This window comes from Rhizobium sp. BK060 (assembly GCF_014193145.1).
Lineage (GTDB): Bacteria > Pseudomonadota > Alphaproteobacteria > Rhizobiales > Rhizobiaceae > Rhizobium.
Genome location: NZ_JACHYW010000021.1, coordinates 80,779 through 93,678 on the forward strand (window position 1 = coordinate 80,779; position 12,900 = coordinate 93,678).

Consider the following 12,900-nt stretch of genomic DNA (forward strand, 5'->3'; position numbering starts at 1 on the left):
GGACAAGTCCTCCGTCTCCACTATCTGTGGAGTGGCCAGGCACAAGCCGGCAAGAGGCTGGTCGCACGGGCGCCATTGTCACGTCACCTAGCTGGTTGTCATCGGCGCTCCTTCCGCTGGCCCGATGAGGCATGTCTGGGAGAGCGGCTTCGCCTCGATCGTCCTTAGCCGCCGCAGGCGGGATTGTGGTGGCGCCGTTGGAACGGCGAGCGGACACGAGCTTGATACGTGCAGGGCGCGGATCAAGGAGCGGGCTTAGACCGGAGGTTCAAAAGGCGAACTCTGACGCTCCATCGGTGCCTGCTCATGGTTGGAAGGTCGTTGCCCCGCATCGTTCCCGCGAGACCGGTGTGCGGAAGCCGCCCCATACGACCTCTCTTCAGGCGGGTCTGACGCCAATCTGTCCTGATCCTGCAACGGCTCCCCCGACCTTCTTCCCCTGCGGCTTCGCCGCATTCCTCGCGAGGCAACAAGCTCGGCTTTCGCCGTCCTGCGCTTAAGCTGCGGTCCCGTTGGGATGCAGTCGGCCCGATCGGCGCCTTATGACCGCTATCGAGGCCGCATGGGGCGGCTTCGGCAACCCAGTCAGGAAAACGACAATGGCTACCATCGGAACCTTCCAACAATCCGGCAACGACTTCAGCGGCGAAATCGTCACCCTCTCCCTCCAGGCCAAAAACGTCCGCATCGTTTCCGATACGCGCTCCAGCGGCGAAAACGCTCCCAGCCACCGCGTCTTCGTCGGCCGGATCGAAATCGGAGCCGCCTGGTCCAAGCAGTCCAACGAGGGCCGCAACTACCTTGGTCTCAAGCTCGACGACCCGAGCTTCACCGCTCCGCTCTACGCCAACCTCGTGGAGGACGAAGAGGGCAAGAGCTTCAGCCTCATCTGGTCGCGGCCGGCCCGCCGTTCTGGCGACTGACCGCTCTGGATGTGACGCCCCGCACCTGCGGGGCGTCACGGAAAACCACCCACCCGTAGCTCCAAACAGCAGCTTGACGAGTGGCTCGTCATATGAGGCCGCGATGGGCGCGGCCCCGAGCATCTGAAAAGGAACAAGACAATGGCAACCATCGGCTCTTTCACCGCATCCGAAAATGGCTTCTCCGGCACCTTCAAGACACTCAACGTCAACGTCAAAGCCAAGATCGTCCACGTCGAACGCGCGTCAAAAGACGCTCGTGACTTCCGGGTTCTCGCCTGCAATGTCGAGTTCGACGCGGCCTGGCAGAAGCAGTCCGCGAGAGCGAGCACGACCGGCATCCCTTAAGGGATGCATCTAATCGGTGATATCAGGCATCTCGTCCTTGCCGACACGCCAGATCCATGCGGCAAGATCGGGCCTTGCCTCGACCATGTCCTTGAGCCTGGCCTCAAACTCAGAATCGGCGCCTGCCGGAACGATGTAAAGTGCCAACGGCTGAGGACGCTCCGGCAAGACTGCCGCCGCATAGGGCTGTGCCCGCGGTAGATCGAAACGCAGTCCCTTGATCGTCTTTTCACGTTTGCGCGTCAGGACCTCCAGCAATCGCGTTTCATGAACACTTTCCACAGGTAGCCACTGTTCGGTTACCGTCATCAATGCGATTTCGTGAGCCGCGACCAGACCGGATGGACTGCCGCCGATCGTTGCAATGACCATCAGGTGATGATTGTCGGCGCTTTGCCACAGCGTCAGCTCGGTTTCGAAACGACGCTGGAGACGCCGCCACGTCTCGTCCTCCAGATAGAGCCTGAAACCTGGCAGGTGCTTGATAACGACCTGCTGTCCCATCCGCACTGGTGTAAGGTCCTTGATCTCGCCGACCAGGATCATCAGGGATTTCGCGCCCGCTTTGTTCTCGAAAAGCGGCGCCAGGGCAAGGGCGCGCCGCTTTTCGATCGCTGTCTTGTCTTCCGTGCGAAAGGGCTCGGGAACAAGAACCCGCCCCACGAGGCGCTCACCCCTGACCGACATGGTCCTCGCCGCCTCGACAAGGTGGCTGTGGACCTGCCTCCAATGGCGCTTTCCCGCCCAACGCGCCGTCCACTCGGTCAGTCCACCTTCATGCCATAAAAAATGCAACAGACCCCGAAGCGATAGCTTTCTGCTGTCGTTTCTGACGCTCTCCAAGGTCTCCGTGCCCGCTGACGGCGCAGCGCCGACCCCCCTCTTCGACAACGAAAAATCCAGTCTGAGGGCTGCTCTACCATCATCATCGAGTTTGATCGCGTGCCCCATCAGGGCACCGAGCCCCGACAGCTCATAGGGTGGCTCATAGGACGGGCAAGCCTGATGATGCGCACCACCTGTCAGCGGCATCCTTTTGATCGTGGGCTGATCGCCGATCATGGCAATGTACATCGGGATCCCCGGATTGCTGCACAGGCATATCGGGCGTGAGCGATTGCGATAAGCAAGCGCCAGCCGGTTGCCGAAATCTTCAGCTTCGTCGGAGACCGTTTCGCCGTCGATGAGAAACGCGCGCATCAGTCAGGCTGCCTTTGTTCCAGCCGCACCAAGGCCGCACGGCCCCTCCAATTTTCTCTCCACTTCGTTTTACTACGTTCCGACAAAATCGGGTCCTCCCTGCGCCGGCTCCGCCGGTCGTGGTCACGAGCCTTGACCTGTCTCTCCCCGCCCAGCTCGCCACCGTCATCTCTCACATCTCTCAAGGAGACGACGACCATGACCATCGAACAGTACATCGAGGAACTCCGCGCCGAGGCCAGAAACGCCGAGACACTTCAGGAACGTCGGGCGATCGAAGCTGAACTCGCGCTGATGATCGCCGAGCGCGAAGTCATCTGGGCGGAGCTCGACGGCCGCATCGATCCCGACCCGCCTTTCTAAGGCGGCTGATCATTGCCGCACACTTCGACGGGTCAGGTGCAGGCACTGGCTCAATATCCATTGTCTTGCAAATAGGTGTCGATCGCCGCCTGCATGATGACCGTCATGCGGATATCGTTTTCATGGGCGGCGCGTAAAAGCCTTGCCTTGACGTCCTGTTCCAGCGGCACGTTGACATAAAACCTGATGTTCCGCTCTTTCGTGCGCTTCAGGTTCTTGAGCCTTCGTCTCGTTTCCTGCTGCTCGGCCGCGCGCCTGGCCGAATTACGCAGTCTTTCTTCTTCGGGAAGTCTCGGCAGCAGGGTCTTGGCTTCTGCCGATCGAGGAGGGTCGACGGCGGCAGCGTTCGAACCATCGCCGGAAGACATGTCTTTCAGCATGTCACCCTGTTCAGGCTGCTTGCGTCTCGGAGCAAGTGAAAAATCAATGGTACTCCTGGTCATGCCGCAATCTCCGCCAAAGCCCTCGTCCGCCGAAGCTCGATCTCGTCCACCAGCGCCTTGACTTCAAAACGCGCCTTGCGAACCGGTTCTGTCGGCTCCTGCATTTGCAGTGTTCCAAGGCCATTTTGGATTTCCCGGTAGACATTGCGCTCATAAAGTTCGGTGTCGAGCAGCATCGTCTGGTAGTTGGCCTCAATCAGCCCCGCCACAAACGGCCTTATGTAGCGATAGGCCTCGAGGCTTCGACCCGTCAGTGTGATGCGGGTTCGCACATTCATATGAAGCACGAATAGACCCAGTTGATCGTTGACGTCGTTGACTTCTGCAATCGTCTGGCCGGCCGCCTCGATCTCCTTGATTCCAGGCTGCACCGGCGACAGGACGATGTTGGAGGAGCGGATGATGGTGGTCTGCAGGGCGCTGTCGACACCGGGCGCATCGATAATGACGACATCGAACGCCTGTGCATAGGTTCGAAGCACATCTTCGATCGCCCGCTGGTTGGCCGCAATTGCCACCTCGATATTGGCTGGCACGTTGCCCTTCTTGTGACACAGCTTCCACCAGCCGGCGAGATTTTGCCGGCTGTCGGCATCGATCATGAGAATGCTCTGTTTGGCCAGCGCATATTCGCCCGCAATCAGCGTCGCCATTGTCGTCTTCCCGGCGCCGCCCTTGTTGCTTACCACTGCATAAGTCCGCGTCATGAAAGCTCTCTCCAACGATTGTTGTCTCCAAAAGCCGCTCTTTCATGTTGAACTATATTAGTTCCTTTTTTCCTCTCGTCCAGCCCCTTTTATCCAGGTGCTTTTCACATGGATGCGTGGCCACTACGTGTCAACTCGCCAATCGGCGATAGCATGCCCCGCCCTCAACAAGAAAAGCATCCGTTGACTATATATCTTTGGAATTGCGCTATATTGTTCCTGTACTCCCATGGGAATCAGGGCCACACCATGAACACACGACATTGACGTGGCTCACGGCAACATCGCCCCACTGCGAGCTTTTCCATCGAGCGCAGTCCCGAGGATAGCCTTGCATCGATGAACTGAAATGAACTATATTGGTTTGGCAGGATACGCAATTTTGTGATACAAAATTGCTGACGATCGACGGACAAGCCGTCGATGGCGCCTGCGGCGATCAATGAACGAGGCAGGTGACGTGGCTCGAGCAAGGCAGACAGCACCGGTCACGACGCCTTCGAACGAGCGGAGATCGCATGTCGTGCATGCTCGTTTCACCGCGTCGGAATTGGCCGCTGTTCACAAGGCTGCGGAGCAGGCGGAACTGACGGTGTCGGCGTTCATGCGCTCGCTGACGCTCGAAGGTGCCGGGGTCCAACCGTTTCTGACGGCGGAAGATCGGGCGATTTTCGAGTTTCTTCACCGCGACTTGCGAACAATCGGTGTGAACTTGAACAGTCTTGCACAGCTCGCCTACCGGCAGTTCAACGCCGGCGACGTCAGCGAACTCCTAAAGGGCCTCCTGCCGGTCGCCACCGGTCTCGCCTTGGAACTGAACCGGCTTAAGAGGAGAAACGGCCGTAAAGTTGGAGGGCGTGCCTGATGGAGATCTTTCTCGGTGCTTTCACAGAGGAATGGGAGCGCCGAAGGGCCGCCTTCCTGCATGAGCGGCTGATGGGAAGGGCAAACGACGATGAGGAGGATCGCGGCCGTCGCGGAAGTACCGTGCCTGTTGCTGGATCGAGCCAGAAGCCCTCGAGAAATTTCAAAAAAGCTGCTCGTCGACCCCAGACGCCAAATTCCTCGTCGCCGCGCCGACCGATGGGAACGCGGTTTGCCGGACTTGCAAGCGGAAGCCAACCGGCTGTCGTGAAGATGGCGTCGTTTGGCGGTGGTGGCCGGCTCGGCGCGATGGCGGGCTATATCTCCCGCAATGGAGAGGTTTCGATGGAAACCCAATCTGGGCAGGAGCTGCAAGGTCGCGATGCAATAGCCGCACTCTGCGACGACTGGGCACATCTGATGGGCAATCGCACTGAAAGCCGCGATATCGGACTTTTCTGCATCGACATTGCCCATGGTCCCGAGAAAGGGCAAGCACTGCATGAATGGGCGCGTTACATCGTCAGATCCGCGGTCGGCGATCGATCCTTTGCATTCGGGGTCGCGGAGCACGACGGAACTTTCCGCATCGAAGGCGTTGTTGTCTTGCGCTCGAAGGCTGGCGAGCGACTAACAGCCGACGCCAAGGCCACTGAGATCGTCCAGGCCCGTATGAGAGCGAAGGGAGGTGACGTCGGCAAAGCGGAGTTTCGCTTCACGGGTTACGGCAATGGCGTCGAGTATGGTGCCGCCCGGCTGCGCAGGCTGGTGGCCAGGTTCGACGGCGCTGTCGAAACCGATCGTGGCGAAAAGATTGCCGACGCCAAACAGGCCGGTGATCTGGTGCAACAGGAATGGCGCGGTGAACTCCACAGCCGCAAGTCGCGCGACGTCATGCATCTCGTCGTGTCAGCACGGGCCGGCACCGATGTCGAAGCCTTCCGGGCGGCGGCACGCGCGTTTCTGGCAGAGGAATTTGGCGAGCACCGCTATGTCTTTTCCCTTCATGATCCGACGCGCGATCCGAAGGCCGAACAGGTGGGTGGCAGGCGCCCGCATGTTCATGTCCACGCGATTGTCGCGATGCGGTCCGAGGATGGCGACCGGATCGAGACATCGATCGGATCGCTTCGACGCTGGCGCGAGGGCTTGGCAAAAGAGGCGCGAGCCCGCGGCATTCTAATGGAGATGACCGATCGCCGAGACCAGGCAAGCGCGCCGGCTTACACGCGCAATCAAGTCCGGCCGATCAGCCGTAAGGGACGAACCGAGCACGCCGGCACCTCGAATTTCGCCAGGCGACGGTATGATCAGAAACGGCGGGAGGAGCCGACGGCGCCGAGGACCGCGAGAAGCCTGGAGTACATGAAGAAAGTTCGCTCGCAGTGGCTGGAGGTTGCCCGCCACGCAGAGAATTCCGACGCTCAGAATTTTGCCAAGGCGCAGCTTTCTCGGATGGCGACCGCAGAACTTTCCCTCAAGGAAATGCCGGACGCGCGAGATCTACAAAACGAGAATGGCTCGCGAGCGCGGGCTGCATTGGTTGAATTGTCAAAACTTGCGGAGGTCGACAGCATGAGCACGATGACGCGATCCGAGTTCGAGGCATATGAAAAGCGTGTCGAAGCTGCCTTGGTTCAGGCTGAACGCGTCACGCCGGAAGCTTGGCGGAGCCGGTTCGAGGAGATCGCTTCGGCAGCGCGCGACCATGTCGAGGCCCGCCGCGAGATGATGGAGCAGGCCGAGCAGGCCCGTGACCGTACGAGCGATAATCGCCGCGTCCGACAGCTGGATGATGCCAACCGAGAATGGGACGAAGCTGTCGCGCGACATGGGCTGTCGTCGGTCGAAACAGGAACCGGTGTGATGATGGCGGTCGAATATTACCGCCAGCTGATCGGGTCGGCTGGCGATGATCAGACTCGCTTCGATAGAGCGTCGTTGCAGGCAAGCCTGAATTTCGAGCTCGCACGCGCAGGGGAACTCGGCGCCGCTGGGAACGCCTATATTCGCGAGATCGCTGAAGTTGACAACGACGTGCGGGTTGCGATCGAGGCCGCTCAACGATCGGGCGAGCGGGTACGCAAGATGTTCGGTAATGCTGATGAGCGTCAGGGCCCATCGCGTCCCGAACATGGGAGTCACGACCGCAAATCAAAATCCGATAAGCTGCTGCGAGCTGATCGCATGAAGGATAGCGGAGACGAACGAACAGATCCCGCCGAAGAGCGTGTACGACGGTTGGAAGAGCTTCGGCAGGAAGCCGACCGCGACCGTGATCGAGACGAGTCTGAGCAATAGGAACGGAATCGATGACGTGCGCCGGCGATTCGTTCCTGATTATGGTCCGAGAGTTGAAGATAGATTTGCGACCCTCGCTAGCTTTTCGGGGGACAGTAGCACTGACCCTCCGCGATCGAGAGCTAACCATAGCACAGAACTCTGTGCAGGCTGGCGGAGCCGCGCGGTGTTCCTTGGGATGAGCTTAGCCGCGTGGCCGCATCACCACAGCGACGATGGCGCCGCGTTCGGAGCTTGATTGTATTTACGTCGTTATTCCCGTATAACGTTTAGATGCGCAATTACGATGGAACCGCTACGATGGATGCGATTCTGACCGAAGGCTTTGATGCGGCTTTTACCTTGACCGACCATATCGAACATTTACCGGACAGGAAGCGGCGCGAACTGGCGCGCATCATCGAGATCCTGTTTGCCGAAGTCGAACACTTCCAGGCAAGCAAGTTGTCGGCGAAGCGCAACGCCGGCAGGATCCTGATGGTCATTCTCTATGGATCCTATGCCCGGGGTGATTGGGTCGAGGATCATTTAAGCGGCTATCGCTCCGACTACGATCTCTTGATCATCGTCGACAGCAAGTCGTTCGCCGAGGAGCAGGAGCTCTGGGAAGGCATCGAAGAGCAGCTGTTGAAAGAGCAGATCGGCCATCGCATCGAAACACCGGTCGTGCCGATCATCCACACGCTGGCCGATGTCAACGACCAGCTTTCGCGCGGTCGCCCCTTCTTCGTCGACATCGCCAGGGACGGTATCGTCGTCTACGAGGAGCCCGGCCATCCGCTGGCGGAGCCGAAGCCGTTGACGGCGGAAGAGGAGCAGACTGAAGCTAGGACCTTTTTTGAACAGTGGTTCGATGGCGCTTCGCGCATGCTCCATCTAGCTCAGGAAGCATTAAAGAAGGACTTTCCCAATGAGGCGGCGTTCCTGCTTCATCAAACGACCGAGCGTCTTTATCACAGTGTCCTTTTGACGCTGACTCTCTATAGCCCCAAGTCGCATCGAATAAAGATCCTTCGCTCCCAAGCCGAAGGAATAGATGCTCGACTAATCGCCGCATGGCCTCGCGACAGCCGGTTTTCACGACGCTGCTTCGAGTTGCTATCTCGGGCCTACGTGGAAGCGCGATATTCGTCAAAGTACACAATCAGCAACGAGGAGCTCGGTTGGTTAGTCGAGCACGTGAAGGCTCTTCAAACACTCGTCGAAACGGTATGCAAGCAGCGACTTTCTCTGTGAAAGTTTAGCCCGCTCAGGAATCCACGACCCGTTATCCGATTACGAAGGGCGCCCCGAAATCGAATGGCGATGCTGCCGCAGCGCTATTACCGCATGGCCAACGACGATGGCGAGGACTGCCGGGCAGCAGTTACGACCTGCCTGGACGCAATTGGTGGAGATGCGTCGGCACACGATGCCGTGCGGCCCTCATTCGCGCAGCCCAGGAAATGGGAATTCCTGTGATTACTAAACCGGAGCCGCATTTCTTTGGAGCTCGCCGCGCTGCTGACCACCCCTTTGATGATGAGTGTTTTTTTGCAGGGCTTCGCATGCTCGTCGTTATTTCTCGCCTCTTGGTCGCGGCGATGCGTCGCGCAGGGCTGTCGACAGCATCTCCCTCTGCATCCTCGCGGATCCCATAACTCCAGCCCATTTCCTCCCGACACGAAATGCGGTCGGGTAGGTCCGAGCGAACATCATACGAACTGGAAATCCGCCGACTGCAGGCTCGACACGGCGACGTTCCACAGCGTGATGGTATTGTTCGCATCCGCGGTGATGATCGTGCTGCTGCCCGACAGGTGCGATGCAGCAAGCAGCGATGCCCAGTCGGCAAAGATAGTGTGATCGATCCTGATCGTGTCATGCTGGGCGCCAGTTGCCACGAAATTCTCGATCATATCGTGACCCCAGTTGGGCGAATAGACGAAGAAATCTGCGGCCGTTCCACCCCAGAGCCTGTCATCGCCCGCGCCACCCGTCAGCGTGTTCGAAGCGCCCAAATTACCCTCGATCCGATTATTGAGCGCATTGCCCGTGCCGACAAAGGCTACGGTGGGGTCGCCGACCGCCCGCAGGTCTTCGATGTTTTCTCCTAGCGCGTAGTTGGCGAGGGACGTCTGCACTAGGTCGACGCCCGCGTTGGCCTTTTCGATGACGACGACGCCGGTGTTGTCGACGACGTAATAGTCGTTGCCAGCCCCGCCGATCAGGGTGTCGGCCCCCGTGCCACCGTTCAGCGTGTCGTTGCCGTTGCCGGCGGTGATCGTATTGGAGAGTGCGTTGCCGATGCCAGTAAAGTTACCGGTGCCCGTATAGGTGAGGTTCTCGACATTGCTGGCGATCGTATAGGACGCCAGCGTGGTCTTGACCGTATCAATGCCCTCGTCGGCGCTTTCAGCGATCACGTCACCGGCGTTGTCGACGATGTAGGTGTCGTTGCCGGCACTCCCGATCAACGTGTCGGCGCCAGCCTTGCCGTCGAGCGTGTCGTCACCATCGCCACCCGACAAGGTGTCGGCGGCCACGCCACCGGTTATCGTGTTGTTGAGGCCATTGCCGGTGCCAGTGAAGGCGCCTGTGCCGATGAAGGCCAGGTTCTCGATTTCGCTGCCGATCATGTAGGCCGCCAGCGTGGTTTTGACTGTATCAATTCCCTCATTGGCGCTTTCGCTGATGACGTCGCCGGCACTGTCGACGATGTAGATGTCGTTGCCCATCCCACCGATCAAGGTGTCGGCGCCAGCCTCGCCGTCGAGTGTGTCGTTGCCGGCACCGCCGCTGATCGTGTTGGCGAGGTCATTCCCCGTGCCGGTGAATCCAGCCATGCCGGTATAGACGAGGTTCTCGACGTTGGCTGCAAGCGTCAGGCCCGCGATTCCGGTCTTCACCGTGTCGGTGCCCTCGTTTTTTGCTTCCACTACCAAGTCCGTAGCAATGTCCACGATGTAGACATCGTTGCCGGCCCAGCCGATCAGCATGTCGGCTCCCGCGCCACCATTCAGGATATCGTTGCCGGCGCCGCCGGTGATCCAGTTGGAGAGCGCATTGCCGGTGCCGGCAAAATCGCCGGTGCCGATGAAGGTCAGGTTTTCGACATTGGCAATATTGGTCAGCGCATAGGCAGACAGCGCCGTCCTGACCCGATCGGTGCCTTGATTGACCAGTTCGGTCACGACGTCACCCAGATCATCAACGAAGTAAGTGTCGTCGCCGGCACCGCCAATTAGTATGTCGGCTCCCGCCTCTCCATCCAGCATATCGGCACCTGCTGCGCCCCTGATCGTGTTGGCAAGGTTATTGCCCGTTCCGGAAAAGGCGGCCGTTCCCGTATACGTCAGGTTCTCAACGTCGCTGCCGATCGTATAGACCGCCAGCGTGGTCTTGACTGTATCAATGCCCTCGTCGGCGTTTTCGGTGACGACGTCGGCGGCACTGTCGACGATGTAGGTATCGTTGCCCATCCCGCCGATCAGCGCGTCGGCGCCAGCCCCACCGTTCAGTGTGTCGTTCCCGGCTCCACCGGTGATCGTGTTGGCGAGGTCGTTGCCCATGCCGGCAAAAGCTGCCGTGCCGGTGTAGGTCAGGATCTCGACGTTGGCTGCAAGCGTCAGGCCCGCGAGTCCGGTCTTCACCGTGTCGGTGCCCCCATTTGCTGCTTCCGTTACCACGTCCGTAACGATGTCCACGATGTAGACGTCGTCGCCGGAGCCGCCAATCATGGCGTCGGCCCCTGCCCCGCCATCCAGCGTGTCGTTGCCAGCAGCTCCCGCGAGCCTGTCGGGCGCAGCACCACCCCTAATGATATTGTCGAGCGCATTGCCAGTACCAGTGAAGGCGACGGTGCCTAGATAGGTCACGTTCTCGACATTGGCCGCCAGTGTGTAGGCGGCCAGGCCCGTCTTTACGGTGTCGGTACCCTCATCGGCATTCTCGAGGACGATGTCACCAGTGCTGATGACATAGGTGTCGTCGCCCGCGCCGCCCTTTAGCGTGTCGACCCCAGCCCCACCGGTCAGGACGTTGTCCAGCGTATTGCCGGTACCGGCAAAGGCCGTCGCGCCGATGTTGGTCAGGTTCTCGACGTTGGCGCCGAGTGTATAAGAGGCCAGATTCGCCTGCACCGTATCGGTGCCCTCGTCCGCATTCTCGGTGACCGTGTCCCCGGCATTGTCTACGACATAGATGTCGTTGCCAGTCCCGCCGGAAAGCGCGTCCGCTCCAGCCCCACCATTCAGCCTATCGTTGCCCGCGTCACCGGAGAGCGTGTCGTTGCCTACTCCGCCAGTGATTGCGTTGTCGAGGCTGTTGCCGGCGCCGGCGAAGCCGCCAGTTCCCGTGAAAGTCAGGTTCTCGACGCTGGCCGCAGATGCCAGCGAGTAGCTGGTGAGTGCCGTCTTGACGGTGTCCGTGCCACCATTCTCCGCCTCTACCAGGAGGTCGCCGAGGTCGTCGACGATATAGGTGTCGTTGCCTCCCCGGCCAATCAGTGTATCGGCGCCGGCGCTGCCGTCCAACGTGTCGTTGCCGACTCCGCCGATGATGACATTGACCGCGGCATTGCCTACGCCGGTAAACGCCGCTATGCCCGTATAGGTCAGGTTTTCGACGCTGGCTGTAGGCGCCAGCGAGTAGCTCGCAAGTGCCGTCTTGACCGTATCCGTCCCCTCCTCCGGATTCTCGATCACAATATCGGTCGCAACGTCAACCACATAGGTGTCGTCGCCCACCCCACCCGACATCGCGTCGGAACCGGCACCGCCGATCAATGTGTCATTGCCGGCACCGCCACTCAGGCTGTCCGCCGCTGCACCGCCGATCAGAACGTTGTCGAGCCCGTTTCCGGTACCTCTAAAGGCTGCCGTGCCCGTATAGGTGAGGTTTTCGACGTTGCCGCTTGAGGCGATCGTATAGACCGCCAGCGCAGTCCTGACCGTATCAATGCCCTCATCGACGTTTTCGGTGACGGCGTCGCCGGCACTGTCGACGATGTAGGTGTCGTTGCCCATCCCGCCGATCAGCGTGTCGGCGCCAGCTCCGCCGTTCAGCGTGTCGTCACCATCGCCACCGGTGATCGTGTTGGCGAGCGCGTTGCCGGTGCCGGCAAAGTTGCCGGTGCCGGTGTAGGTCAGGTTCTCGACATTCACCAGCGCGGCGATCGAGTAGGTCGCAAGCGACGTCTGGATCTCGTCAATGCCCACACCTGCCGCCTCGGTGACGACGTCGGCGGCGTTGTCAGCGACGTAGATGTCGTTGCCGGCGCCACCGATCAGCGTGTCAGCACCCGCACCCCCGTCGAGGATGTCGTTGCCGGCACCGCCGGTGATGATGTTGGCGAGCCCATTGCCGGTGCCGGCAAAATCGCCAGTGCCGATGAAGGTCAGGTTTTCGACATTGGCAATATTGGTCAACGCATAGGCAGACAGCGCCGTCTTGATCAGATCTGTGCCTTGATTGACCGCTTCGGTCACGACGTCGGCCAGATCATCGACAAGGTAAGTGTCGTTGCCGGCACCGCCAATCAGGATGTCGGCTCCCGCCTTTCCATCCAGTATATCGGCACCTGCCGCACCCCTGATCGTGTTGGCAAGGCTGTTTCCCGTTCCGGCAAAGGCCGCCGCTCCCATATAGGTCAGGTTCTCGACATTGCCGCTTGAGGCGATCGTATAGGCCGCCAGCGCGGTCCTGACCGTATCTATTCCCTCGTCGGCGTTTTCGGTGACGGCGTCGCCGACACTGTCGACGATGTAGGTG

10 protein-coding genes are annotated in these 12,900 nt (G+C 59.9%); 6 read left to right on the forward strand and 4 right to left on the reverse strand.

All coding sequences use genetic code 11. The features are described 5' to 3' along the window. Nucleotides 1-599: 599 nt before the first annotated feature. Both FHT71_RS21925 and FHT71_RS21930 read left to right on the forward strand, forming a co-directional pair. Complete coding sequence (locus FHT71_RS21925) at nt 600-923, forward strand: DUF736 domain-containing protein (RefSeq protein WP_132594430.1); 324 nt, start codon at nt 600-602, stop codon at nt 921-923. Between the two features lie 141 nt (nt 924-1,064). Beyond that, nucleotides 1,065-1,271, forward strand: a complete 207-nt coding sequence (locus FHT71_RS21930) for a DUF736 family protein (RefSeq protein WP_183721961.1) — start codon at nt 1,065-1,067, stop codon at nt 1,269-1,271. 9 nt (nt 1,272-1,280) lie between these two features. Here the strand turns inward: FHT71_RS21930 and FHT71_RS21935 are convergent, their stop codons facing one another. After that, the gene (locus FHT71_RS21935; protein WP_183721965.1) at nt 1,281-2,471 is read right to left on the reverse strand and encodes a DUF1173 domain-containing protein; all 1,191 of its coding nucleotides are present in this window, start codon (nt 2,469-2,471) and stop codon (nt 1,281-1,283) included. Between the two features lie 198 nt (nt 2,472-2,669). On the opposite strand from FHT71_RS21935, the gene FHT71_RS21940 reads away from it, so the two are divergent. Next, nucleotides 2,670-2,834, forward strand: a complete 165-nt coding sequence (locus tag FHT71_RS21940) for a hypothetical protein (RefSeq protein WP_183721968.1) — start codon at nt 2,670-2,672, stop codon at nt 2,832-2,834. A gap of 50 nt (nt 2,835-2,884) precedes the next feature. Here the strand turns inward: FHT71_RS21940 and FHT71_RS21945 are convergent, their stop codons facing one another. After that, nucleotides 2,885-3,277: a hypothetical protein gene (locus tag FHT71_RS21945; RefSeq protein ID WP_183721971.1), complete on the reverse strand. Its 393-nt coding sequence runs from the start codon at nt 3,275-3,277 to the stop codon at nt 2,885-2,887. Further along, nucleotides 3,274-3,984, reverse strand: coding sequence for a ParA family protein (locus tag FHT71_RS21950; RefSeq protein WP_183721973.1), 711 nt, complete (start codon nt 3,982-3,984; stop codon nt 3,274-3,276). The genes FHT71_RS21945 and FHT71_RS21950 overlap by 4 nt, the downstream gene beginning before the upstream one ends. Before the next feature lie 523 nt (nt 3,985-4,507). Here FHT71_RS21950 and FHT71_RS21955 point away from each other — a divergent pair. From FHT71_RS21955 to FHT71_RS21965, 3 genes are all read left to right on the forward strand, one after another. Next, a complete protein-coding gene (locus FHT71_RS21955; protein ID WP_183721976.1) occupies nt 4,508-4,849 on the forward strand; it encodes a mobilization protein in 342 nt (113 codons plus the stop codon). After that, a complete protein-coding gene (locus FHT71_RS21960; RefSeq protein ID WP_183721979.1) occupies nt 4,849-7,149 on the forward strand; it encodes a conjugal transfer protein TraA in 2,301 nt (766 codons plus the stop codon). Before FHT71_RS21955 ends, FHT71_RS21960 begins: the two co-directional genes overlap by 1 nt. A 300-nt stretch (nt 7,150-7,449) precedes the next feature. Next, on the forward strand, nt 7,450-8,385 hold the full coding sequence (locus FHT71_RS21965; protein WP_183721982.1) for a HEPN domain-containing protein: 936 nt from the start codon (nt 7,450-7,452) through the stop codon (nt 8,383-8,385). Between the two features lie 458 nt (nt 8,386-8,843). Here FHT71_RS21965 and FHT71_RS21970 read toward each other — a convergent pair. Beyond that, the coding region (locus tag FHT71_RS21970) for a calcium-binding protein (RefSeq protein WP_281412175.1) at nt 8,844-12,900 on the reverse strand (4,057 nt) is incomplete at its 5' end.